The organism is Glycomyces sp. NPDC048151 (genome assembly GCF_043202775.1).
GTDB lineage: Bacteria > Actinomycetota > Actinomycetes > Mycobacteriales > Micromonosporaceae > Glycomyces.
This window is the reverse complement of the sequence record NZ_JBIDBB010000008.1, coordinates 338,277-362,047: the sequence shown is the minus strand read 5'-3', so window position 1 is coordinate 362,047 and position 23,771 is coordinate 338,277. Positions and strand designations below refer to the sequence as shown.

Below are 23,771 nucleotides of genomic sequence, written 5' to 3'. Positions count from 1 at the left end.
AAACGCTCGGCTGGGAAACCCCAGCCGAGCGTCTTGCTAGGCTCCTGGCCGACAGCGACTAACCAGCGGTGTTGCAACCACCCCTAGAAACCGCCAGCGCGCCGGGGCCGTTCGCGTCCGGTCACGCAAAATTACCGTGGGAGCGGTGCAACCCCGGGCTCTGATTCCACGTATAGACATCTGACGATCCCCAACGTCCACAACGGCCTCAGCCGTCCACAGAGAATACGGAGACCGCATGTCCATCCGCTCATCGAAGTTCGTGGCCCGCGCCTGCACGGTGCTCGCCGCCGCCGCCCTCGTCGGATTCGGGATGGCGCCCAGCGCCGCCCAGGCCGCCAGCAGCGGCACCGCGTTCTGGAAGGACCCGAGCGTCATCTACAACGGCGGCCGCGCCGAGAGCTCCAGCTCGGGCGAGAACCTCGCGCTCCTGGACTTCCGGGCCGACGGCTGGGGCACCCGCGCCCAGCTCCAGGTGAAGACCCTCGACCCGGCCGGGTACTGGTACTACAAGAACGTCGGCCCCGTCTGCTTCGACGACACGAGCACGAGCAACTCGGCCGGCGGCATGACCGTCTGCGACAGCAACGTCGCCGAAGGCGCGACCTACCGGATCCACATCTGGGCGTCGAGCAGCGGCACCTACAAGTGGCACAGCTACAGCGGTGAGATCACGGCTTAGCCGACTGCACTGGACCGCCCGGCGGTCCGGAGCAGCCCTGGCGTTGGGGGCCAGGGCTGCACAGGCCTACCGCGTCGACTCGCGGATCTTCAGCTCGAACGGGGCCGTGTGGACCTCGGGAGGGCGGCTCGGGTCCTCGAGGCGCGCGGCGATGAGCTCGACCGCCTTGTCCGCCATCCAGCGGTGGCCGGGGTTGACCGTGGACAGCGACGGCGTCATGAACTCCGCCACCGTGATGTCGTCGAAGCCGATCACGCGCACGTCCTCGGGGCAGCGCAGGCCCAGATCGGCCAGGCCCCGCAGCACCCCCTGGGCCACGGTGTCGGTGACCGCGACGACGCCGTCGAACTCGACGCCCGCCTCGTGGAGGTCGTGCACGGCGCGGCGACCGGTCTCCAAGCCCATGCCCGACAGGCACACCAGCGCCGGGTCCACCGGGATCCCCGCCTCCTTCAGCGCCTCTGTGTAGCCGTGATACCGGCGCGAACCCACATGCACGCCTTCGAGACTCCAGCCGGTGACGTTCGCGATCCGCCTGCAGCCGCGCTCGATGAGGTGCCGCGTGGCCGCGCGCGAACCGGCCTCGTTGTCCATGCCCACGTGGTCGATGCTCTGGCCGAAGTCGCGCTCGCCGAGCAGCACGATCGGGAAGTCCGTCCAAGCGTGGGCCTGCGTGCGCGGGTCGAGGATCACGGCGCTGATGATGAGCCCGTCGAACTGCAGCCGGTGCGATTGGGCGATCGCGTTGGCCTCGCCCTCCTCGGCCGCGAACGTCTGCTCGACGGCCACGTGGAAGCCCTTGGCGCTGGCGGCCTGGATCACGTTCTCGCCGAGCACGCCGAAGTACGGCTGGTCGACGCCGGGCACCGCGAGGCCGATCACCCCGGTGCGCCCGGCCTTCAGCGTGCGGGCGTTGACGTTGAGGCGGTAACCGGACTGCTGGACGGCTTCGAGCACCCGCTTGCGCACGGGGTCGCTCACCCCGGGCCGGTTGTTGACCACATTGGACACGGTCATCTTCGAGACCCCGGCCAGCCGCGCCACGTCGCTCATCGTCACCATGTCAGTTACCGCCTCTCATCTGCGCACTATCCTCCCATCATCCGACGGGCCGGACGACGCCCGTCGCGAAGGACCACGGCGGCAGCTCCAGGTCGAAGCCGCTGTCGCCGTTCGCGGTCACGTCCACAAGGGTGGCAGGCGAGGCCTCGCCCGGCACGCCCGCGTCGGGCCCCGCGCCCGCCATCACGGACATCGAGGCCGCTACCGGGCCCGACTCGGGCAGCTCGACCGCCGCCACCCGCGCCGTGTCAGTGGCGTTGACCAGCCGAAGCACGTACTCGGTGCCGCGCTCGCCCGCGCGCGAGAGCGCCCCGGCGACCACCCGCTGCTCGGGCCGCAGGTCCTGCTCGTAGTCGTGCCGCAGCTCGCCGTCGACCCAAACGCGCACGCGCGGCCCCTCGAGCGCGATCCGCACGAGCACCGGCTCGCCGGTCGCGACGCCCTTCCACGGCAGCGGCCCGTGGTCGTTCTCGCCGATCCCGTCGTCGCTGCGGGTCACCGACGTGGACTTGTTCTGCCACGCCCCGATCTGCACCTCCAGGAAGCTCTGCGGCGCTTCGGGACCGAGCCGCACCACGAACCCCTCGGCACCGTCCCGGCGCTCGGCCGTGAACGACAGCTCGGCGGCCCCAGGGTCGATCCGGCCCAGCAGCACGCCCTCGCCGTCGGGCCCGGTCACCACCTCGGGCACCGGGTTCCCGTCGAGCACCACGTCAGTGAACTGGACCGTGGACCCGCGCGACTGCAGCAGCGCCGTGCCCTCGGCCGGGAGCGCCACCGCAACAGGCTGCACGCCTTCGAGCCCGACCGCGTGCACGCGCTCGCCCCGCTCGGCGCCGAAGCCCCGCTGCACGAAGTACGACGCGCTCGGCCGCACCTCGTCGGCGGTGAAGTAGATCAGGTCCGGCTCCCACTGCGTGTGCCCCACGCGCGCCAGCAGCGGCGCGTACGAGGCCAGGCGGACCACCTCGGGCCGGCGTTCGAGCCCGATCATGTACGCCGCCTCGGCCAGCGCCGAGCGCACCTTGTTCGACCGGGCCGCGTACTCGCCGATGTACACCTTCGCGCCGTCCGGGTCGTACGACTCGTACCGGTCGATGTTCTGGTGGAACCAGCGCGGGATCTGGTAGCCGTGCTCGTCGACCATCGGGGTGCCGCGCTCGCGCGCGTACGCCCAGCCGGCCTCGTAGTCCGGCCCGGCGGGCTGCGGCCCGCTCGTGCCGATCACGGTGAGCCCGGGATATGCGGCGCGCACCGCGTCCTCGATGCGGGCATACCGGTCCCGGAACGCGTCGGTGATCTGGTCCTCGTTGCCGATGCCGAGGTACTTGAGCCCGAACGGCTCCGGGTGCCCCAGCTCGGCCCGCCTCGCGCCCCACGGCGAGTCGGCCGGGCCGTCGGCGAACTCGACCAGGTCGAGCACGTCCTGGACGTACTGCGCCATCTCGGCCTCGGGGATCGGCGCGCCGCCGCCCGGGGTGTTCTGGCAGCACACGCCCGCCGCGACGATCGGGATCGGCGTCGCGCCCGTGGCCTCGCACAGCTCGAAGTACTCCAGATACCCGATCTGGCGGGACTGGTGGTAGCCCCACAGGTTGCGGATCTGCTCGCGCTCGTGGCGCGGCCCGATCGTGCGCTTCCAGTGGTACAGGTTCTCCAGGCCCAGCCCGTGCGCGAGGCACCCGCCGGGGAAGCGGATGAAGCTCGGCTTCAGGTCCTGGAGCGCCGCAAGGAGATCGGGACGGAACGTCAGCGGCTCGCCGTCGGGTCCGATCGGACGCACGGAGACGCAGTCGACGTCAACGAGTCCCTCCGCGATGCCGAGGTGCAGCCGTTCCCGCCCGCCGCGCACCGCGACCAGGTCGACCTCGATCCGCTGCCACCCGCCCTGCTCCACATCGGCGTCCGCCCCGGCGAGGTCGCCGACACCGAACCCCAACCGGACCGGCCCGCCGTGGGCGCGGGCGAAGCAGGAGAGCCTGAGCCGGTCGCCCTCGGCCACGCCGATCGCGTCCCAGCCCTCGTTCTCCAGGGAAGCCGGGCCGGACAGCCGCACATAGCGCGCGTTGTTCCCGTGCACCGGCTCGTCCTGCCGGACCTCGACCCCGCCCGTGACGGTCCACCCGGTGAGGGCGTTCCAGCCCTCCCGGTCGGACTCGTTGAACTCGAAGTCGCCGTTGCGGACCAGCTCGGCGTTGAGTCCGCCGTCGAGGGCGTCGTTCAGGTCCTCGATGAACAGGCCCCACAGTTCGGGGGCCGCGTCGGCGCCAGCGGCGCCGACGCGGACTGTGAAGCGCTCGCTCACGCGAGGTCGCCCGAGACGGTGACGAACGAGTGCGCGGGCAGGTGCACGCGCAGCTTCGACCCTTCGAGCTTGACGCCCTCGTGCGCGCGCGGCGCGACGGCCTCGAGCGCGTCAGGCGTGTTGTGCGACTGCAGCGTGTCGGCGGTGAGGATGAGCGCCTCGTACGCGCCCAGGCCGCCGCCGCGCAGGTCGATCTCCACGTCCTGCGCCGCCTCGGCGTCCAGGTTCGACAGCGAGACGAGCAGGCGGCCGTCCTTGCGGGAGGCCGAGACCGACACCAGCGGCAGCTCCTTGCCGTCGACCTCGCGGGTCGGGATCCCCTTCGGGGCGTCCACGCGCAGGCTCGCGGCGTCCTGGTGGCCCTTGTTCATCTGGAACACGTGGTAGGTCGGCGTGAGCACCAGCGCGCCCGAGTCGGGGTCGGTGAGGATCATCGCCTGCAGCACGTTCACCGTCTGCGCGATGTTCGCCATCACGACCCGGTCGGCGTGCTTGTGGAAGATGTCGAAGTGGAGGCTCGCCACGAGCGCGTCGCGCATCGTGTTCTGCTGGTACAGGAACCCGGGGTTGGTGCCGGGCTCGACGTCCCACCAGGTGCCCCACTCGTCCATGACGATCCCGATCTCCTTGGTCGGGTCGTACAGGTCCATGACGTTGGAGTGGCCGGTGAGCAGCTCGTCGGTGCGGTTGGCCTTGAGCATCGTCGTGTAGTACTCGTCGGTCGAGAACTCCTTCGCGTCGCCCTTCTTGTCCCAGGTGCCCGCGATCGTGTAGTAGTGCACCGAGATCGCGGAGTAGAGCTTGCGCTCGACGCGCTGGCAGCCGATGTGGCCCAGCTGCTCCATGAGGACCTTGGTCCACTCGTAGTTGAAGTCGGCGGCGCCGGCGGCGATGCGGTAGAGCTTGTTGTCGCCGTAGTCGCGGCAGTAGGTGGCGTACTTGCGGGCGTCGAGGGCGTACTGCTCGGCGGTCATGTTGCCGCCGCAGCCCCAGGTCTCGTTGCCCAGGCCCCAGAACTTGACCTTCCACGGCTCTTCGCGGCCGTTCTGCTTGCGCAGGCGGACCATGGGGGAGTCGCCGTCGCGGGTGAGGTACTCGACCCACTCGCTCATCTCGCGGACGGTGCCGGAGCCGACGTTGCCGGAGATGTACGGCTCGGTGCCGAGCAGCTCGCACAGGGCCATGAACTCGTGGGTGCCGAAGTGGTTGTTCTCCTCGACCCCGCCCCAGTGGGTGTTGATCATGACGGCGCGGTCCTCCTTGGGGCCGATGCCGTCCATCCAGTGGTACTCGTCGGCGAAGCAGCCGCCGGGCCAGCGCAGGTTGGGGATGTCGAGGGCCTTGAGGGCTTCGACGACGTCGAGGCGGATGCCGCCCTCGTTGGGGATGTCGGAGTCCTCGCCGACGTAGAACCCGCCGTAGATGCAGCGGCCCAGGTGCTCGGCGAAGTGGCCGTACACGTGCTTGCTGATCTGGGGGCCTTCGATGTCGACGTTGATGACGGCGGAGACGGCGTCGTTGCTCATTAGGGGCCTTCCTGGCGGTCGAGCACTGGATCTTTATCGGTAAAGCGCGGTTCACTCTACCCGGTCGCACACCCGCCCTGTCAACCCCTGGACGCAGAACGGCCCGGGCGGATCCGCCCGGGCCGTTCTGCGTCTGCGAGGTCAGACCTCGATGTGCGAGCCGACGATGATCGTGCGGTCGCGCGGCAGCTGGAAGTGCTCGGCCGCGTCCGAGGTGATGTGCGAGGTGGCGATGAACAGGTGCTTGCGCCAGGTCGCCATGGTCGGCTCCTTCCCGGCCTTCAACTGGATCGTGGACAGGAAGTACACGGCCTTGTCGAGGCGGAGCCTGCGGCCCTCGGACTGCTCGGGGCGCACCAGTCGCAGCGCGCGCGGCACGTCCGGGGTCTCGGCGTAGCCGAAGCGGGCGGTCACGTGGATGACCGAGTCCTGGCAGTGCCCCAGGTCGTCGACGATGATCCGCTCCTCGTCGGGGACGCGCGGCACCGGCTCGGTCTGGACGGCGAGCACCACGGTCTGCGCGTACCGGGCGTGGTTGAGCTCCAACGCCGCCCGCAGCGCCAGCGGCGCGGTCGCGCTGCCCCGGCCGAGGTAGACGCCGGTGCCGGGCACCTGGGCGGCCTTCGGCTCGCCGCGGCGCATCTTGTCGACGAACTCCCGCAGCGGCCCCTCGCGGCGCTCGCGCTCGGCCGAGACGACCTCGCGGCCGCGCTGCCACGTGATCATGACGGTGAACGCGGTGACGCCGATGAGCAGCGGCAGCCACGCGCCGTGGATGATCTTGGTGCTGCTCGCCGCCAGGAAGGTCACGTTGAGCGCCAGCAGCAGCCCGCCGCCGGTCCACAGCACCCACCGCGGCGTGCCCCAGCGGACGCGCGCGAAGTACAGGAACAGCACGGTGACGATGACGATCGTCCCGATCACGGCCATGCCGTAGGCGAACGCCAGCGCCTCGGAGGTGCGGAACGCGAACACGAGCGTCAGCACCGAGACCATGAGCAGCCAGTTGATCCACGGCACGTAGATCTGGCCGTAGTGGTGCTCCGAAGTGTGCGCGATGCGCAGGCGCGGCAGGTAGCCCAGCTCCGAGGCCTGCGAGGCCACCGAGTACGCGCCGCTGATGACGGCCTGCGAGGCGATCACCGTGGCCGTGCCGGTCAGGACCAGCAGCGGGATGCGCGACCACTCCGGGGCGAGCAGGAAGAACGAGCCCTGGATGTTCCCGGTGTCCTCCAGGATGAGCGCGCCCTGGCCCATGTAGTTGAGCAGCAGGGCCGGGAAGACCATGAACAGCCACGCGCGCGAGATCGGCTTTCGCCCGAAGTGCCCCATGTCGGCGTACAGGGCCTCGGCGCCGGTGAACGTCAGGATGATCGCGGCGAGCGCGAAGAACGCGATCCCGAAGTGGCCGAACAGGAAGTCGATCGCGTACGTGGGGGAGAGGGCCCGCAGGATCTCGGGGTTCTTCGCGATGCCGCCGATGCCGAGCACGGCCAGGACGGTGAACCACACGATCATGATGGGGCCGAACCAGCGGCCGATGACCGCGGTGCCCTTGCGCTGGAACGCGAACAGCAGCACGATGATGACCACCGTGGCCGGGATGATGAACGTCTCGAGGTCGGGGTTCACGGTCTTCACGCCCTCGACGGCCGAGAGCACCGAGATCGCGGGCGTGATCATGCTGTCGCCGAGGAACAGCGCCGCGCCGAAGATGCCGAGCGCGGCGAGCGCGAGGCCGGCCTTGCGGCCGCGGCCCTGGCTGTGGCGGCGGATCAGCGTGATGAGGGCCATGATGCCGCCCTCGCCCTCGTTGTCGAGGCGCATGACGAGCCCGACGTAGAAGACGGTCACGATGAGCACGAGCGACCAGAAGATCAGCGAGATCACGCCGTAGACGTTCGCGATGTTCGTGGGCACCGGGTGCGGGTCGGCGGGGTTGAAGATCGTCTGGAGGGCGTAGATCGGGCTGGTGCCGATGTCGCCGTAGACGACGCCGAGGGCGCCTACGAGGAGGGCGAGCTTCGCGGTCCCCCGGGGAGTCGGGGTGCGCGAGCGGTCGGAGTGCGACTCCAGCCCCGGGTCGGCGGTGTCTGCACTGGTCTGAGCGGTCAAGGGTGTGCTCCTTTCCGCTGCCGGAGCGTAGTACGGAAAACCAGGGAAAACCCGTTTCGTGATCGAAGCTCGCGAATCCATACGTTTTCTTGACGCGCACGGCCGCAATCGCTACAGGCCGTTGACGGCGCGGTGACGCGCCTGACGCATCCCATACGCGACCTTGATGCCCCTCTGACGCCGCAACGCACTCGCCAATAGTGGTATACCAATGTATGCTCTCGGGCGAGACGCCCCCGCAGCCGAACACCCCTGGGAGGACCCGTGTTCCAGCCCGAGCAGTTCCGCCCCCGCTCCATGGAGCTCCCCAACGAGCTCCTCACCGGCGCCATCGACACCCACGTCCACGCCGGACCCGTCCTCGACTCCAACCCCGGCCACGCCGACCCCATCGAGATCGCCCTCGAAGCCCGCGCCATGGGCATGCGCGGCGTCGTCTACTACGACGTCTTCGGCGGCTCCTCAGGCATCTCCTGGCTCGTCAACCGCCACGTCGAAGGCATCCAGACCTTCGGCGCCTACCTCATGAACTCCGGCCACGGCGGCCTCAACCCCCGCGCCGTCCGCACCGCCCTCCACATCGAGGGCGGCTGCCGCATGATCAGCTTCGGCTCCCACTGCACCTACTTCCAGGCGTCCCACGAGAGCACGATCGTCGACGGCAGGAAGGTCCCGCTCCACGAGGCGCACCCGAAGTTCGCCGCCGAAGAGCTCTCCCGCGCCGTCCGCATCCCCCTCGCCGACCCCGTGCCCGAAGCGCTCGCCGAGATCATGGAGATGGTCGCCGCCCGCCCCGAGGTCTACCTCAACACCGGGCACGTCTCGCACGACGAGGTCTTCCGCATCGTCGAACTCGCCGAGCGCTACGGCGTCAAGAAGGTCCTCGTCTCCCACCCGGCCCGCTTCCAGCTCAGCGTCGCCGAGCAGAAGGAGCTCGCGGCCAAAGGCGTCTGGCTCGAAGGCTGCCTCGTCGACATCTTCGCCACCACCGCGCCGCTCACCCACTACTACGCCGAAGCCGAGTACATCGACCGCGGCTGGGCCGAGACCCCGCGCACCGTCGCCCCCGTCAGCGACTACATGAACACCATCAAGGAGGTCGGGCCCGAGCACTTCGTCCTCGGCACCGACTACGGCGTGCGCGCCCTTCCCTCTGCCGTGCAAGGCATGCGCACGTGGGCGGCGCTGCTCCTCGACTACGGGTTCGACGTCGCCCAGATCCGCGACATGATCGCCCACAACCCCGCGCGGCTCCTCGGCCTGCCCGTCCTCGACGACGCGACCCTCACGCCCGTCGCGTCCCGCAAGCCGCTCTACCCGGTCGAACGATGAACCGCCAGGACCTCCCCGCAGCCGCCCGCGCCGGCGACGCCGCCGCGGTGCGGGCCGCGCTCGAAGCGGGAGCGGACCTCGAAGCCCGCGACGCGAACGGACGCACCGCGCTCTTCCACGCCGTCGTCGGCGACCACCTCGCCATCGCGAAGGCGCTGCTCGCCGCCGGGGCCGACCCGGACGCCGAGGACGCCCGCGGCGACACCCCTTGGCTGGAGACAGGGGTGTCAGGTTCGGTCGACATGATGCGCACGGTCTACGCGGCCGGGCCCGACCTGTCGATCCGCAACCGCTTCGGCGGCGGCCCGCTCCACCCGGCCGCCGAACGCGGCCACGTCGCCTACGTCGCTGCCGCCCTCGCGGAGACCGGCATCGACGTCGACCGCGTCAACCGCCTCTCGTGGACCGCCCTGCTCGAAGCGGTGATCCTCGGCGACGGCTCCGCGCCCTACACCGAGATCGTGCGGCTCCTCGTCGAACACGGCGCCGACGCGTCCATCCGCGACGCCGACGGCCGCACCGCCCTCGACCACGCAACGGCCCGCGGCTACAAGGAGATCGCGGCCCTCCTCTGAACCGTCAGATACCGAACCAGGCCTCGGCGAGCTCCTCGAACGTCCGCGCCTCAGGCGCGGGGACGGTCCTGAGGTACCAGGGCACGTTCGCGAACCGGTGCAGCAGCGCGTACGCCGCGAGCCGCCTCGCGAGCGCGGGAGCCTCATCCGCCCGGTACCCGTACGCCTCGAGGAACGCCCGCCAGGAGGCCTTGTCGCCCTTGGCGATCAGGATCGCCGGACCCAGCAGGTCGTACTCGGCGCGCCCGTACATCGACGGCTCGAAGTCGAGCAGACCGGTGAGCTCGTACCCGCCCGACCGGCGGTCGGCGAGCAGGTGCACGTCCACGAACTCGGTGTGCAGCAGCACGTTCGGGGCCCGGCCCAGATCGACCGAGGCGAGGAACCCCGGGATCTGACGCACCCAGTGCGGATCGAGACCGCGCCCCTCCTGCCGGGCGGCGGCGGACTTGGTCTGTCCGGCGACGAACTCGTCCCAGTCGGCCGGGCCGATCGGCGGCGGAGGCACCGTGTGGAGCACCGCCAGGCACTCGCCCGCGCGCCGCGACAGCGACACCTTCTCCTCCGGGCTGAGCTCCGGCCAGAGCGACCGCAGATCCCGGCCCGGCAGCTTCGTCATGAGCAGATAGCCCCAGCCGTCGTGACGGCCGGTCGCCACCACCTCCGGCGTCGGAATCGGCAGTGCGCCCTGGAGCGCCCGCATGACCGGCTCCTCCGTGGCGAGGTCCTCGATGTCGGCGCCCGGGTACAGCTTGAGGACCAGCTCGTCGTCGAGGTCGTAGACGGGCAGCGAGCCCTCCTCGAACTTCGTCAGGCGCTTCGGCCCGTACCCGAGCTCGGCGCACAGCGCCTTCACGCCGGGCCACAGGCTCTCGTCGGTGATCAGCTCGCACTGCTCGTCGGTCTCGGAGGGCGGGAGGGGTGCCATGTCCTGATGGTACGAACGCGCTTTGCCTGCGGTCCAGCGGTTAACGGCGGTCCGCCAGCGCTGGCGGACCGCCGAAGCGGCGCTACTCGCTCAGGTAGTCCTGCGCGCTGTCGAGGTGGCCCTGCATCTGCTCCCGCCAGGCGACGAGGTCCGTCTCGATCGGCTCATAGGTCGCGACCAGGCTCGCGGCCCAGGCCTCTGCGACGGCCTCGCGCAGGCCGCTCTCGGCGCCGCACGCGGCGAAGTCGGCGGCCATGGCCTGCTCGAGTTCGAGCACGCCCATGAAGTCGGCGGGGACCTCTTCGGGCCCTTCGGGGACCTCGGTTCCGTCGTCGCCGTACTCCTCGAAGTAGGCCGGGTCGTACATCTTCCCGAAGTACTGCCACAGCGGCGGGTAGAACTCGTCACCGAGCTCCCAGCCCTCGTACCCGGCGTCGATGAGGCAGCCGTCGAACGCGTCGGCCTCGTCGCGGACGCCGGCGTACAGGTCGCCGTAGTCGTCCTTCTCCTCGAGCAGGTAGACAGGGCTCGGCTCGTGGGTCTCGGCGTGCTCGCTGTCCTCCTCGCCCTCCCCGCCCTCGGTGGTCACCATGTACGGCTCGCCGTACATGGTCTCGACCATCTCGAGCCAGCATCCGCCCGGCGGGGCCTCGTGGTCGATCTCGGCGCCCTTGAGTCCTCCCGTGATCGCGGGCGAACCCCAGTAGGCCTCGATCCACGCGGCCTGGTACTCCTGGTCCTCGGCGTCCCATTCACTGTTGTCGAGTCCCGTGTCCGCTTCGTCGAGGATGACGAAGGCCGCCATGGCCTCCGGCGTCAGCAGCTCCTCGGCGAGGTCCTCGTTGCCGGGGTTGCGCACGAACTCCGTCCACACGCCGAAGCCCCACTGCTCGGCCGCCTCGGCGGTCGGCACGGCCCTGAGCGGCGCCCCCGAGAGGTAGCCGCCCGCGCTGTACGCGGCCGTGCGCGACTCCTGGAACTGCATCTCGTCGTGGACGGTGAAGCCCTCGTCCTCCAGGCAGCGCTTGGTGATCCGGTGCTCGATGACGGAGAGCTCGTCGGTGATGGCGTGGCTCTCGTTGACGATCTGGAAGAGCCGCTCGGCCTCAGCGACGGCGTCAGGTCCGGGCCCGAGGCCGCCCGTTTCAGGTTCGTCTTCGGCGGTGCAGGCCCCGGCCGCGAGCAAGGCGGCGGCGAGCGCGGTCAGCGCCCGGCCTGTTCTGAGTCGCACTTGAGGGGCTCCTTTCGACGGGGCGGGTCGTACGCGACTTATACGCCGCGTCGTGCCGTAACAGTTGTCTGCGCCGTTCGGGCGTTCCGGTGTGAGCAGGGCCTCGCCGGGAACGGAATAGTCCCCGCCCCAGGGCCGTTAAGGTAGATGCAAACGCATGAAGATCAGACCGCCGAGGCGGGGAGAGCAGGGATTACGATGCAGTTCGGTGTCTTCTCAGTCAGCGACATCACGCGCGACCCCGTCTCGGGGGAGACCCCGACCGAGGCCGAGCGGATCGACGCCATCGTCAAGATCGCCGTCAAGGCCGAAGAGGTCGGCCTCGACGTGTTCGGCATCGGCGAGCACCACAACCCGCCGTTCTTCTCCTCCTCGCCCACGACGCTGCTCTCGCACATCGCGGCCCTCACCGAGCGGCTCGTCGTCACCACCGCGACGACGCTGATCACCACCAACGACCCGGTGCGCATCGCCGAGGAGTACGCGATGCTCCAGCACCTCTCCAAGGGCCGCATGGACCTCATGCTCGGGCGCGGCAACACCGCCCCGGTCTACCCGTGGTTCGGCCAGGACATCCGCCAGGGCCTGCCGCTCGCGCTGGAGCACTACAACCTGCTCCACCGCCTGTGGCGCGAGGACGTCGTGGACTGGGAGGGCGAGTTCCGCACCCCGCTCCAGGGCTTCACCTCGACGCCCCGCCCGCTCGACGACGTGCCGCCGTTCGTGTGGCACGGCTCGATCCGCACGCCCGAGATCGCCGAGCAGGCCGCGTTCTACGGCAACGGCTACTTCGCCAACCACATCTTCTGGCCCACGTCGCACTCCAAGCGCCTCGTGGACTTCTACCGCCAGCGCTTCGAGCACTACGGCCACGGCACGCGCAAGCAGGCGATCGTCGGCCTCGGCGGGCACGCCTACATCGCGAAGCGCTCGCAGGACGCGGTGAGCGAGTTCCGCCCGTACTTCGACGAGGCCCCGGTCTACGGCCATGGCCCCTCGCTCGAGGAGTTCACGCGCGGCACGCCGCTGTCGGTGGGCAGCCCGCAGGAGGTCATCGACAAGACCCTGACCTTCCACGACGCGTTCGGCGACTACCAGCGCCAGATGTTCCTCATCGACCACGCCGGAATGCCGCTGAAGATGGTGCTGAACCAGCTCGACCTGCTCGGCGAGGAGGTCGTCCCGGTGCTGCGCAAGGAGCTCGCCGCCCGGCGCGACCCCGAGTCGGCCGACGCGCCGACCCACGCGGGCCTGCTCAAGGCCAAGTACGGCGACGCCCCGGCGCGCCAGCCGCGCCCGAGCGCCAACCGCGGCGACAACACCGCCGGTGACATGCCGTACCAGGACGACGAGAGCTGAAGGGCCGGAACATGACCCGCAGTCGCAGCCGCCGCGCGAACGAGGCGTGGGAGTCGCTGCTCACCGCGCACGCGTCGCTCATGAAGCGGTTCGCCGCCGAGCCGATCTGGGGCGAGCTGACCATGCGCGAGTACGACGTCCTCTACACATTGTCCAAACACGACGAACCGCTGCGGCTCTTCGAACTGGGACGCGGCGTACTGCTCAGCCAGCCCGCCCTGTCCCGGCTCGTCGACCGCCTCGTCGAGCGCGGCCTGATCGAGCGCAGGCCCGACCCCGAGGACGGGCGCGGCGTCCGGCTCGCCCTCACCGAGGCGGGCCGCGAGCGGCAGCGGCGCGTCGGCGGCCGCCACGCCGTCGACGTTGCCCGCGCCGTCACCGCCGCCCTCACTGAAGAGGAGATGGCCCAGCTCGAGGCCATCGGCCGCAAGCTCGCCGCCCAAGGCGCGGCGACCCCCGCACAACGCAAGGAGGCAGTCCTGTGACCGCCGTGCAATCCGAAGCCGCCCAGCCGTTCCGCGTCGTCGTCGTCAGCGGCGGCACGAGCGACCCGTCCTCGACGCGCATGCTCGCCGACCGCATCGCCGACCGCGTGCGCACGCTCGCCGAGGACCGGGGCGAACAGGTCGCCACCGACGTGATCGACCTGCGCGAGCTCGCCACCGAGATCGCGACCGCGCTCGTCTCGCAGCTCATGGGCCCCAAGATGACCCGCGCGATCGAGCTGCTCGGCCGCGCCGACGCGGTCGTCGCGAGCGCCCCGGTCTACAAGGCCGCGCCGAGCGGCCTGTTCAGCTCCTTCTTCCACGTCCTCGACAACGACCTGCTCATCGCCAAGCCCGTGGTCCTCGCCGCGACCGCCGGGACGGCCAGGCACGCCCTCGTCGTGGACGAGCAGATGCGCTCGCTGTTCGCTTACCTGCGCACGATGACCGTCCCGACCTCGGTCTTCGCCGCGACGGAGGACTGGAACTCGAAGGAGCTGGGGGAGCGGATCACACGCGCCGCGATCGAGGTCCTGCTGCTCATGGAGTCCGGGTTCGCCGACAAGGTGCGCAGCGAGTCCTGGAAGAGCTACCAGCACGAGTACGGCAGCGCGGGCGGCACGGAGCTGGACATCGACCTCAGCTCCGACCTGATGCGGCTCGCGGCGGGAGGCGCGGTCAAGCCGCGCAAGCCGTAGCCGCGCGCGGACCCCGCGTATGGCGCGCACCCGCGACAATGGGAGCACGTCCGACTGCGAGGAGGTACGCGATGGGTGACGGAGGCGACGGCGGCGGTCTCGGCGGCGAGGCGATCGACTACTCGGCGGCCGAGCTGCCCGTGGAGATCGCAGCGCAGACGACCGTGGTCTCGACCGACGGCGGCGGCGACGATTACGAGGACCTGGGCTTCGTCGGGATCGGAGGCGGTGCCGCGGCCGGCCCGAGCGCGCACGAGCGCCGCCCGGACGACGAGGTCATCGAGTTGATCTGGCGCAACGCCCCCTACAGCGAATAGCGACAGCGAGACGCCGCGGGGCCGGGGACGCACTGTGTCCCCGGCCCCGCGGCGTTCGCCTATCGCGCCCGGTAGGCGGCGACCGCCGCCGCCGTGTCGTCCTCGACCAGTTCCATGTTGATGCGGGCCCCGGCCATCGCGCCCGCGGCGGCGGCCGCGCCGACCTGGGCCATCAGGTCGGTGACATTGCCCGCGACCCACACGCCCGGGACCGAGGTCATGCCGGTCGGGTCCACCGTCGGGACGTGCTCTCCCGCGCCGGAGGGGTGCTCGACCACGTTCAGTCCCAAGTCCTTCAGGAACCCGGCGCGGGCCTCCATCCGGGACGCCGTCGCGAGCACGCTCCGCTCGACGAACTCGCCGCCCGCCAGGCGCACGCCGCGGATGCGGCCGCCCTCGGACTCGATCCGCTCGATCGCGCCGTCCACGACGCGCGTGCCGCGCGCCTTCAGCTTCTCGGCCTCCTCCGGCGGCAGGGCCAGCCGGTCGTTGGTGAACACGACCAGGTCGTCCGTCCACTGCCGGAACAGCAGCGCGTGGTGCATCGACATCGGCCCGGTCGCGACGATCCCGATCGGCCGGTCCCTGACCTCCCAGCCGTGGCAGTACGGGCAGTGGACGAGGTCCCTGCCCCAGTGCTCGGCCAGGCCGGGGATCTCCGGCAGCCGGTCGACGAGCCCGGTCGTGACGAGGAGCTTGCGGGCGTTGAGGTTCCGGCCGTCCGCCAGCGCGACGGCGAAGCCGCCTCCGACCGCCTTCGCGCTCGTCACGCTGCCGTCGGCCACGTGCCCGCCGTACTGCCGCACCTCGCCGCGGCCGATCGCCATGAGCTCCGCGGGCGCCATGCCCTCGCGCCCGAGCAGGCCGTGGACGCCGTGCGCCGGGGCGTTGCGCGGTTCGCCCGCGTCGACCACGGCGACCGAGCGCCGCGCGCGGGCGAGCATGAGCGCTCCGTTCAGGCCCGCGGCCCCGCCGCCGACCACCACGACGTCGTACTGTTCCCTCAGTTCATCGGTCACTGCGACCACCTCCGGGGACGACCGTAGACGAGACACCGAGAAACTGGCAAAGTTTCTTGCCGATCTGGCAAACTCGAACCATGGACGAAGCGATGGACCAGGCCCTCGACGCGGTCGGGCCGCGCCTGCGGGCGCTGCGCAAGGAACGGGAGGCGACCCTCGCGGACCTCTCCGAGCAGACCGGGATCTCCGTGAGCACCCTCTCGCGGCTCGAGTCCGGATCCCGCAAACCGACCCTGGAACTCCTGCTGCCCTTGGCGAAAGCCCACGGCGTTACCCTCGACGACCTCGTGGACGCCCCCGCCACCGGCGACCCCCGCATCCACATGCGACCGGTCACCCGCCACGGCATGATCTACCTGCCCCTGACCCGCCGCCCCGGCGGCATCCAGGCGTACAAGCTCATCATCCCCGCCGGGGACCGGCAGGAGCCCGACCCGAAGGTCCACGAGGGGTACGAGTGGATGTACGTCCTCAACGGGAACCTCCGAGTCGTCCTGGGGGAGCACGACTTCGTGATGAAGCCCGGCGAGGCCGCCGAGTTCGACACCCGCACCCCGCACTGGTTCGGCAACGCCGACGACCGGTCCGTGGAATTCCTCAGCCTCTTCGGCAGCCAGGGTGAACGCGCCCACCTGCGCGCCAGACCGAAAGCGAAGGGCGCCTAGGCGAACGCGTTCACGCCCGTCAGCTCGGCCGAGTACTCCCAGAGCCGCCGCGCCTCGTCGGGGTCGACCGCGTAGGGCCTGACGGTCTTGCCGTCCTCGCCGAACACGGCGACCTCGCAGTCCACGAGGTAGACCCCGCCGAGGCCGTCGAGCTTCGGCGACGTGGCCGCCCAGGTCTGGGTCGCCGCGCCCTCCTCCGCGGTCTTGAACGTCGCGGGCGGCAGGCCCTCGTCGTCGATCCAGCCGAGCTCGCGCTGGTCGGCCTCAGAGACGTGCCGCTGGAGCGGCGTCAGGATCCCGCCCGGGTGCAGCGCGAACGCCCGCAGGCCCGAGGACCGCGCGAGCCGGTCGAGCTCGACGGCGAAGAGCACGTTCGCGGTCTTGGACTGCCCGTAGGCGTCCCAGCGGTTGTAGCCGGTCGCGAAGTGCACGTCGTCCCAGCGGATCGGGCTGCGCCCGTGGGCCGCCGAGGAGACCGACACGACCCGTCCGCCTTCGAGCAGCGGCAGGAGCCGGTTCACGAGCGCGAAGTGCCCGAGGTGGTTGACCGCGAAGTGGAGTTCCCAGCCATGCGCGGTGCGCGTCTCCGGGCAGGCCATGATGCCCGCGCTGTTGACGAGGAAGTCGATGCGCCGCCCGTCCGCGAGGCGGCGTTCGGCGAAGGCCCTGACGCTGTCGAGGTCGGCGAGGTCGAGTTCGTCCACTTCAGTGCCCGCGATGCCGTCGAGGTTCTTCGCGGCGAGGTCGGGCCGGCGCGCGGGGACGACCACCGTCGCTCCCGCGCCCGCGAGGGCCCGCGTGGTCTCGAGCCCGAGCCCGGAGTACCCGCCGGTCACGACGGCGGTCTTCCCCGTGAGGTCGAGGCCCGCGACGACCTCGGCCGCGGTGCTCTCGTCGTTGAAGCCTGATCCGATCGGTTGCTGCTTGTCGCTCATGCCCTGAAACTACGACTTGGAGTGCACTCCAAGGCAAATGCGCAGGTCAGTCCTGGAGGAAGTCGAGCACGTGGGAGAGGCCGCGCTCGCCGAGGCGCACCTCGCCCGGCAGGATGTACGCGCGCAGGCCGGTAGCGGCCGCCCCGCCGTCCTTCGCCGGGTTGTCGCCGACCATGAGCGTGCGGCGCGGGTCGACGCCGAGGCGCTCGCACGCGGCGCGGAACAGCACCGGGTCGGGCTTCTCGGTGCCGAACTGGTAGGAGATGACGCGCACGTCGACGAGGTCGTCGAGCCCGAAGTACTCCATGTGCACGCCCACGTCCCAGGGGAAGTCGGAGACGATGCCGGTCTTGATCCCGCGGCGGCGCAGCTCGCGCAGCAGCGGCTCGGTGTCCGGGTAGGGCACCCACGCGTCGGGGGCGGCGATCGCGGCGTACGCCTCGGCCTCGATGCCCTGCAGGTAGTCGACGTGCGCGAACCAGCCGAGGAGGGCCGTTCGGTGCTGCTCGGCGGACTCGTCGCGGCCGATCTGGAGCGCGGCGACCTCGGGGATGCGGTAGGCGTCGCCGAGCTGCGCGACGGTCTTCTCCAGCAGGTCGTCGTCGAGCGGACGGCCGGTCTCGGCGGCCACGCGGCGCAGCCAGGTGCCCGCGTCGATGAGCTTGAAGATCGTGTTCGAGAAGTCGAAGAGGACCGCCTCGATCGGCGGCACCGGCTCGGTCTGCTCGGCCTCGGTCGGCTGGTAGGCGATGGCTGAGTCGAAGAGGCTGTAGATCACGGCGGGCCTTCCGTCCTGGACTGCGGCGGTCGCCGCAACCGTAACCGAGCGCGGCGGGCCGGACCACGGTTCCGGCCGCACCTCACACGGAGTCGCGCTGATTTCCGCCGCCGTTAAACCGCTCGCCCACCGGGGTACCGCCGCCGCATACTCGGGCGATGCGTCGACTTCCGCACGGCTACACGAACCGCACCACCGCCGACCGGTCCACGGTCGTCAAGCACTACGAAGGACCCGACGCCGCCGAACGGCTCGAACGCGAACGCCTGCTGCTCACCGCGCTCGCCGAATCGCTCCCCGTCCCGCCCGTGCTCGGCGCGGCCGACGGCGCGCTGACCCTCGGATTCGTCCCTGGCATCCCCGGGCAGGAGCTCATGGACTCCGGCGACCCCGCCGAAGTGCTGCGCGTCTGCGGTTCGATCCTGCGCGACATCCACGCGACGCCCGTGGACGGCCTCACTTCGCTTCCCGGGCAGGGCGGCACGCTCGTCCACGGCGACTTCGGGCCGAACAACATGCTGCTCGGCTTCACGTCGAACCTCTCGACCTATGTCGTCACGGCCGTCGTGGACTGGGAGTTCGCGCACCTCGGCGACCCCGTCGAGGACCTGGCGTGGTGCGAGTGGATCGTGCGGACGCACCACCCGGACCGGGTCGGTGCGCTCGACGCGTTCTTCACGGCCTACGGCGGGCCCGTCCCCGACTGGCCGGACCGCAAGGCCGCCATGGTCGACCGGTGCCGGGAGCTGCGCGCGTTCTGCGAGCGCTGGGAGCCGGGCGGCCCCGCCGTCGCCCAGTGGGAGCGGCGGACGGAGGCCGCCTCGGGCTGGACTCAGTAGATCGGGTTCGCCCCTGGCGGGCGCTCCTCAGCGGTGGCCGGGCCGGGCGCGGTGCCGTCGCCGAAGGGCTTGCCGCCCAAGGCCTCCCGGCCGTGATCGGTGAGCCAGTTCGCGAGGTCCGGCCCGGCTGGCACGACCTGGGTCGGGTTGATGTCCTCGTGCACGACGTAGTAGTGCCGCTTGATCTGGTCGAAGTCCACAGTGTCCCCGAAGCCGGGGGTCTGGAACAGGTCGCGAGCGTAGGCCCACAGGGCCGGCATCTCGGTGAGCTTGTTGCGGTTGCACTTGAAGTGGCCGTGGTAGACGGGGTCGAAGCGCACGAGGGTCGTGAAGAGCCGCACGTCGGCCTCGGTCAGCTGGTCGCCCATGAGGTAGCGACGCTCCGTGAGGCGCTCCTCGAGCCAGTCAAGGGCCGCGAACAGGCGGTCGTACGCCCGCTCGTAGGCGGCCTGCGACCCGGCGAAGCCCGCCCGGTACACGCCGTTGTTGACCTCGGTGAAGATCCGCTCGACGACCGGCAGCATCTCGTCGACGAGCCCGGCCGGGAGCAGGTCCGGCGCGCCTTCGCGGTGGTACGCGGCCCACTGGGTCGAGAGGTCGAGGGTCAGCTGCGGGTAGTTGTTGGTGACGACCTGGCCCGTCGGGACGTCGACGATCGCGGGCACGGTGATGCCGCGCGGGTACTCCGGGAAGCGCCGGAAGTAGTGCTCCTGGAGCCGTTCGGTGCCGAGCACGGCGTCGCGCCCGTCCGGGCCGAGGTCGAAGGTCCAGGAGCGCACGTCGTGCACGGGACCGGGGGTCGCGAGCGACAGCACGTCCTCGAGCCCGAGGAGCCGGCGGACGATGATCGACCGGTGCGCCCACGGGCAGGCCCGCGCGGCCACGAGCCGGTAGCGGCCGGGCTCGACCGGCCAGGCCTGCGCGCCCTCGGTGAGCCCGAGCATGCGCGGGTCGCCGATCTTGGAGTGCGGTTCGACCGGCGCCGCCCGCACGGCCGCGACGTCGGCGACGACGCGGTCCTCGATGTAGTGGGTGTCCCTGGTGAACTCGCCGCCGGTCACGTACGCGCCCTTGGTCGAGTGCTCGGTGCCGTCGGTGCGGTTGGGTTCGCTCTGTGCCACGGGCCAAGCGTACGCACCCCGGAAGCGCCGAGTGATTTTTCCAACCAGTGGAAAAAGTACTGGACACGGTCTGGAGGGGCGGCGAATACTTGACCGCGATGCCAGCCTCCAAACGCCGCCGCATGTTCGCTCTCGGGGCACTCGCCCTGGGCGCGTTCGGGATCGGCCTCACCGAATTCGTCGTGGTCGGCCTCCTGGGCCCGCTCGGCGACGACCTCGACGTCTCCATCTCCACGGCCGGGCTCCTCGTCACCGGCTACGCGGCCTCCGTCGCGATCGGCGCGCCGATCATGACCGCCGCCGGGACCCGCCTGCCCCGCAAGACCATGCTCGTCATCCTCATGGCGCTCTTCATCGCCGGGAACGTGCTCGCCGCGAAGGCCCCCGACTACGGCGTCCTCATGACCGGCCGCGTCGTCTCGGCCCTGTGCCACGGCGCGTTCATGGGCATCGGCCCGGTCATGGCCGCCAGCCTCGTCGCCCCCGAGCGGCGCTCGCGCGCCATCGCGCTCATGATGACCGGCCTGACCCTCTCGAACGTCGTCGGCGTGCCCTTCGGCACCGCCCTCGGCCAGCAGCTCGGCTGGCGCGCGGCCTTCTGGGGCATCGCGGCCATCGGCGCGGTCTCGCTCGCCGCGATCATCGCGTTCGTGCCCTCCCGGCCCGGCGACACCGGCGGCTCGCTGCGCACCGAGCTCGCGGTCTTCCGCAGGCCGCAGGTCTGGCAGGTCCTCACGATCACCATGCTCGGCTGGGGCGCGGCCTACGCCGCCATCACCTTCCTCGAGCCGATCCTCACCCGCGTCTCCGGCTTCGACACCGGCGCCGTGCCCTGGCTCCTCATCCTCTTCGGCGTCGGCCTGACCGGCGGCAACCTCCTCGGCGGCCGCCTCGCCGACCGGGCGCTCATGCCGACCCTGTACGGCACGATCACCGCGGCCACCCTCGCGCTGGTCGTCTTCGCCTTCGCGGCCCCGTACGCGGTCCCGGCCGCGGTGATGGTGTTCGTGCTGGGCGCGGCCGGGTTCGCGATGGTCCCGGTCTTCCAGACCCGCGTTATGGACGTCGCCAAGGAGGCGCCCTCGCTCGCGTCGTCGGTGAACGCCGCCGCCTTCAACGTCGGCATCGCCCTCTCCGCGTGGTTCGGCGGCCTCGCCATCGACGGCGGCTTCGGCCTCCTCGCCCCGGTCTGGATCGGCGTGGCCCTCGGCGTCGCGGCCCTCTGCACCGCCCTCGCCGCCAGCGCGGCCGAACGCCGCACCGCCGAACCCAGGCCGAAGGTCACGGTCTAGCGATCGTCGGGTCGCCTCAGGTCGCGTCGAAGATCCACGCCCACATGCCGATGACGATGACGATCGTGAGCAGGCCGAGGAACAGCCCGGTGCCGCCGGTGCCGCTGCCGTCCCCGCCGCGACTTCCCGACGTCGCCATGCCGACGACGCCGAAGATGACGGCCAGGACGGCGAGCGGGATGCCGACGACGACGTTGACGACGGGAATCCACGAGAAGACGATGAGCCCGATCAGGCCGAAGACCAGCGAGGCGACGCCGAAACCGTTGCCCCGCCTCGGGGGCGGATAGGGCTGAGGATAGTAAGGGGAGTACACGGCGTCACCTCACGGCAATGATCGGGGTGCTGTCGGTACCGGAGCCGCGGGCCTCGCGGCCGCTCACTCCCGCGCCATTCGCAAGTCACATGACTGACAGCATAGGGTGACGTGTCCACATGCGCGGGAACGAAAGTCCCGCTAGGCCGCCGCCCAGTTCCGGAACACGAACCGGTGGACCTCGCGCAGCCCCACTTTGAAGAACGGGCACAACAGGTAGAACCGGGGCTTGATCCGGCCCGTGGTCACCCGCGTGACGCGCGTGGACGACTCGCCTTCCGGCGCGAGCGTGAACTCCTCGACGACCGAGTCGAAGAACCACCGGTGCACCAGGTTCGTGCGCTCCATCCGGAACTCGAGCCGGTGCGGCGGCTCCCACACGGTGATCCGCTGGTGCACCGATCCGTTGGCGGCCTTGCACTCCCGGCTGTGCCCTACACCGCCCGCGCCGTCCGGCAGACGGCACTCGACCGGCTGCGGCAGCCCGACGCGGAACAGCGGGGACCGCGTCTCCTGGGTCATCCGCGAGTCGCACAGCATCGTCCACAGCGACTCGATCGGCACCGGCAGGGTTCTCGACGTGCGCACTCTCATGGATCCACGGTAGGGCCACCGCCCGAAGAGGACCATTGCCCGAACGGCCTCAGTTGAGGGCCAGGAGGCTCACCGCCGCCGCCGCGGCGCCGAGGCCGATGAGCTGGCCCCGGTGGAGCCGCTCGCCGAGCGCCTTGCGCGCCAGGAGGACCGTCCCGGCCGGGTAGAGCGCGACGATCACCGCGACCACGGCGAGGTCCCCGCCGCGCGCGGCGAGGAGGAACAGCAGGTTCGCCACCGAGTCGAGCGCGCCCGCCGCGGCCGACATCGCGTACGCGGGCTTCTCAGGACCCAGCCTGCGGCGCAACGCGAACGCCGCGCTCAACGTGAGCAGCGAGGAGACCGCCCGGCCGACGATGAGCGGCCCCACCCCGCTGTCGGCGGGCGCCTGGTGCAGGAACACCAGCTGCAGGGCGATCGCCGCGCCCGCGCCGAATGCCAGCAGCAGCGCCTTGCGCGAGGGCCGCGCCGACCGGGCCCCCGGCCCGGCGCTCACCAGCACCACCGCGACGAACGCGAGCGGCAGCCCGACCGTCCCCGCCACCGCCAGGCGCTCGCCCTGGAGCAGGCCCACGCCCACCGGCAGCGCCGCCGAGACGAGCGCCGTGACCGGCGAGAGCACGCTCATCGGGCCGATCGCGAGCGTCCGGTACAAGAGCACGAACGCGGCCGCCGACGCGACGCCCGAGGCCGCGCCCCAGGCCAGCGTCGCGGGCCCGAACGAGGCCCCGAGCAGCGGCCACAGCAGCAGCTCGACCGCGAGGCTCGCCGGAGCCGCGATGGTCACTGTCCGCAGCACGTGCGCCTTGCGTGCCCCGAGCCCGCCGAGGAAATCGGCGCACCCGTAAGCGAGCGAACTGCCCAGTGCCAGCACGAGCGCGATCACGGCATCCCACCATCCTCCATCGAAACGACCGGATAGAATAGTAGAACGACCGGAGGCGGTCATCCAAACGACCGCGTCGACTATTTCAGTGACCTACGTCAGGGAAGGCGGACACATGGGCGACCCGGAGGCGGCCCTGCGGACCGTCGCAGCCAACGTCAAGGCCGCCCGCGCCCGCGCGGGACTCTCCCTCGACGAACTCGGCCGCCGCGCGGGCGTCAGCAAAGGCGCGCTCGTCGGCCTCGAGAAGGCCCAGGGCAACCCCAACCTCGCCACGCTCGTCCGCCTCGCCGACACCCTCGGCGTCTCCGTCTCGGCCCTCATGGAAGGCGCCCCCGAAGACCGCGTCCGCATCGTCGACGCCGACGCAGTAACGCCACTGTGGACCGGCGAGCACGGCGGCGAGGCCCGGCTCATGCTCACCACGCCCGGCCCGGCCCCCGTCGAGGTCTGGCGCTGGCGGCTGGAACCGGGCGAGGCGTATGCGAGCCATCCGCACCAGGCGGGCGTGCAGGAGAGCATCAGCGTCATGACCGGCCGCATGGTCCTGCGAGTCGACGGCGCGGAGCACGAGCTCGAAGCCGGGCAGACCGCGACCTTCGGTGGCGACGTCCCGCACGCCTACCGCGGCGCGGGCACCGGGACCTGCACGCTCGTCATGACCGTTCACCTGCCGCCCGGCGCCTGAGACGCCGCTGGCCGGGCGCC

The 23,771-nt window shown here is 71.0% G+C and carries 24 protein-coding genes; 11 read left to right on the top strand and 13 right to left on the bottom strand.

Annotated elements, in window-relative coordinates:
- Positions 1–238 precede the first annotated feature (238 nt).
- Positions 239–682, top strand: coding sequence for a hypothetical protein (locus tag ACGGCP_RS21260; protein ID WP_392968674.1), 444 nt, complete (start codon positions 239–241; stop codon positions 680–682).
- Between the two features lie 66 nt (positions 683–748).
- Here ACGGCP_RS21260 and ACGGCP_RS21255 read toward each other — a convergent pair whose 3' ends face one another.
- From ACGGCP_RS21255 to ACGGCP_RS21240, 4 genes are all read right to left on the bottom strand, one after another.
- On the bottom strand, positions 749–1,744 hold the full coding sequence (locus tag ACGGCP_RS21255; RefSeq protein ID WP_392968671.1) for a LacI family DNA-binding transcriptional regulator: 996 nt from the start codon (positions 1,742–1,744) through the stop codon (positions 749–751).
- Between the two features lie 37 nt (positions 1,745–1,781).
- Positions 1,782–4,049: an alpha-L-arabinofuranosidase C-terminal domain-containing protein gene (locus tag ACGGCP_RS21250; RefSeq protein ID WP_392968669.1), complete on the bottom strand. Its 2,268-nt coding sequence runs from the start codon at positions 4,047–4,049 to the stop codon at positions 1,782–1,784.
- Positions 4,046–5,575, bottom strand: coding sequence for an alpha-N-arabinofuranosidase (locus tag ACGGCP_RS21245; RefSeq protein ID WP_392968666.1), 1,530 nt, complete (start codon positions 5,573–5,575; stop codon positions 4,046–4,048). The genes ACGGCP_RS21250 and ACGGCP_RS21245 overlap by 4 nt, the downstream gene beginning before the upstream one ends.
- A gap of 141 nt (positions 5,576–5,716) precedes the next feature.
- Entirely contained in the window at positions 5,717–7,651 is a 1,935-nt protein-coding gene (locus ACGGCP_RS21240) for a potassium transporter Kup (RefSeq protein WP_392968720.1), read from the bottom strand.
- 303 nt (positions 7,652–7,954) lie between these two features.
- Here ACGGCP_RS21240 and ACGGCP_RS21235 point away from each other — a divergent pair, with 303 nt between their 5' ends.
- Entirely contained in the window at positions 7,955–9,022 is a 1,068-nt protein-coding gene (locus tag ACGGCP_RS21235; RefSeq protein WP_392968664.1) for a DUF6282 family protein, read from the top strand.
- On the top strand, positions 9,019–9,597 hold the full coding sequence (locus ACGGCP_RS21230) for an ankyrin repeat domain-containing protein (protein ID WP_392968661.1): 579 nt from the start codon (positions 9,019–9,021) through the stop codon (positions 9,595–9,597). Before ACGGCP_RS21235 ends, ACGGCP_RS21230 begins: the two co-directional genes overlap by 4 nt.
- Positions 9,598–9,601: 4 nt before the next feature.
- Here ACGGCP_RS21230 and ACGGCP_RS21225 read toward each other — a convergent pair whose 3' ends face one another.
- Together ACGGCP_RS21225 and ACGGCP_RS21220 are read right to left on the bottom strand one after the other, a co-directional pair.
- Positions 9,602–10,525 (bottom strand): aminoglycoside phosphotransferase family protein, encoded by a 924-nt coding sequence (locus tag ACGGCP_RS21225; protein ID WP_392968658.1) that lies wholly within the window; start codon positions 10,523–10,525, stop codon positions 9,602–9,604.
- Between the two features lie 82 nt (positions 10,526–10,607).
- Positions 10,608–11,756, bottom strand: coding sequence for a hypothetical protein (locus ACGGCP_RS21220; protein ID WP_392968655.1), 1,149 nt, complete (start codon positions 11,754–11,756; stop codon positions 10,608–10,610).
- A 198-nt stretch (positions 11,757–11,954) separates the two neighbouring features.
- Here ACGGCP_RS21220 and ACGGCP_RS21215 point away from each other — a divergent pair, with 198 nt between their 5' ends.
- The 4 genes from ACGGCP_RS21215 (at position 11,955) to ACGGCP_RS21200 (ending at position 14,615) form a co-directional block, all read left to right on the top strand.
- Complete coding sequence (locus tag ACGGCP_RS21215) at positions 11,955–13,115, top strand: LLM class flavin-dependent oxidoreductase (protein WP_392968653.1); 1,161 nt, start codon at positions 11,955–11,957, stop codon at positions 13,113–13,115.
- Between the two features lie 11 nt (positions 13,116–13,126).
- Positions 13,127–13,600, top strand: a complete 474-nt coding sequence (locus ACGGCP_RS21210; protein WP_392968651.1) for a MarR family winged helix-turn-helix transcriptional regulator — start codon at positions 13,127–13,129, stop codon at positions 13,598–13,600.
- On the top strand, positions 13,597–14,298 hold the full coding sequence (locus ACGGCP_RS21205; protein WP_392968649.1) for a CE1759 family FMN reductase: 702 nt from the start codon (positions 13,597–13,599) through the stop codon (positions 14,296–14,298). Before ACGGCP_RS21210 ends, ACGGCP_RS21205 begins: the two co-directional genes overlap by 4 nt.
- Before the next feature lie 71 nt (positions 14,299–14,369).
- A complete protein-coding gene (locus ACGGCP_RS21200; protein ID WP_392968647.1) occupies positions 14,370–14,615 on the top strand; it encodes a hypothetical protein in 246 nt (81 codons plus the stop codon).
- A 59-nt stretch (positions 14,616–14,674) separates the two neighbouring features.
- Here ACGGCP_RS21200 and ACGGCP_RS21195 read toward each other — a convergent pair whose 3' ends face one another.
- The gene (locus tag ACGGCP_RS21195; protein ID WP_392968645.1) at positions 14,675–15,634 is read right to left on the bottom strand and encodes an NAD(P)/FAD-dependent oxidoreductase; all 960 of its coding nucleotides are present in this window, start codon (positions 15,632–15,634) and stop codon (positions 14,675–14,677) included.
- Between the two features lie 80 nt (positions 15,635–15,714).
- Here ACGGCP_RS21195 and ACGGCP_RS21190 point away from each other — a divergent pair, with 80 nt between their 5' ends.
- A complete protein-coding gene (locus ACGGCP_RS21190; RefSeq protein ID WP_392968644.1) occupies positions 15,715–16,302 on the top strand; it encodes a helix-turn-helix domain-containing protein in 588 nt (195 codons plus the stop codon).
- Here ACGGCP_RS21190 and ACGGCP_RS21185 read toward each other — a convergent pair.
- Positions 16,299–17,237, bottom strand: a complete 939-nt coding sequence (locus ACGGCP_RS21185; protein WP_392968642.1) for an SDR family NAD(P)-dependent oxidoreductase — start codon at positions 17,235–17,237, stop codon at positions 16,299–16,301. The genes ACGGCP_RS21190 and ACGGCP_RS21185 overlap by 4 nt on opposite strands.
- Before the next feature lie 46 nt (positions 17,238–17,283).
- On the bottom strand, positions 17,284–18,015 hold the full coding sequence (locus ACGGCP_RS21180; protein WP_392968640.1) for an HAD family hydrolase: 732 nt from the start codon (positions 18,013–18,015) through the stop codon (positions 17,284–17,286).
- 158 nt (positions 18,016–18,173) lie between these two features.
- Between ACGGCP_RS21180 and ACGGCP_RS21175 the strand changes: the two genes are divergently transcribed.
- Positions 18,174–18,854, top strand: a complete 681-nt coding sequence (locus ACGGCP_RS21175) for a phosphotransferase family protein (RefSeq protein WP_392968638.1) — start codon at positions 18,174–18,176, stop codon at positions 18,852–18,854.
- Here ACGGCP_RS21175 and ACGGCP_RS21170 read toward each other — a convergent pair.
- On the bottom strand, positions 18,848–19,975 hold the full coding sequence (locus ACGGCP_RS21170; RefSeq protein WP_392968636.1) for a glutathione S-transferase family protein: 1,128 nt from the start codon (positions 19,973–19,975) through the stop codon (positions 18,848–18,850). The genes ACGGCP_RS21175 and ACGGCP_RS21170 overlap by 7 nt on opposite strands.
- A 98-nt stretch (positions 19,976–20,073) precedes the next feature.
- Between ACGGCP_RS21170 and ACGGCP_RS21165 the strand changes: the two genes are divergently transcribed.
- Positions 20,074–21,267 carry an MFS transporter gene (locus tag ACGGCP_RS21165; RefSeq protein ID WP_392968634.1) on the top strand — a complete coding sequence of 398 codons (1,194 nt, stop codon included), beginning with the start codon at positions 20,074–20,076 and terminating at the stop codon, positions 21,265–21,267.
- A 16-nt stretch (positions 21,268–21,283) separates the two neighbouring features.
- On the opposite strand, the gene ACGGCP_RS21160 is transcribed toward ACGGCP_RS21165, so the two are convergent.
- The 3 genes from ACGGCP_RS21160 to ACGGCP_RS21150 all read right to left on the bottom strand — a co-directional run bounded on the left by ACGGCP_RS21160 (position 21,284) and on the right by ACGGCP_RS21150 (position 23,063).
- Positions 21,284–21,583, bottom strand: coding sequence for a hypothetical protein (locus ACGGCP_RS21160; RefSeq protein WP_392968632.1), 300 nt, complete (start codon positions 21,581–21,583; stop codon positions 21,284–21,286).
- A 141-nt stretch (positions 21,584–21,724) separates the two neighbouring features.
- The gene (locus ACGGCP_RS21155) at positions 21,725–22,177 is read right to left on the bottom strand and encodes an SRPBCC family protein (protein WP_392968630.1); all 453 of its coding nucleotides are present in this window, start codon (positions 22,175–22,177) and stop codon (positions 21,725–21,727) included.
- A gap of 49 nt (positions 22,178–22,226) precedes the next feature.
- On the bottom strand, positions 22,227–23,063 hold the full coding sequence (locus ACGGCP_RS21150) for an EamA family transporter (protein WP_392968629.1): 837 nt from the start codon (positions 23,061–23,063) through the stop codon (positions 22,227–22,229).
- A 115-nt stretch (positions 23,064–23,178) separates the two neighbouring features.
- Here ACGGCP_RS21150 and ACGGCP_RS21145 point away from each other — a divergent pair, with 115 nt between their 5' ends.
- Positions 23,179–23,751 carry a helix-turn-helix domain-containing protein gene (locus tag ACGGCP_RS21145; RefSeq protein WP_392968717.1) on the top strand — a complete coding sequence of 191 codons (573 nt, stop codon included), beginning with the start codon at positions 23,179–23,181 and terminating at the stop codon, positions 23,749–23,751.
- Positions 23,752–23,771 lie beyond the last annotated feature (20 nt).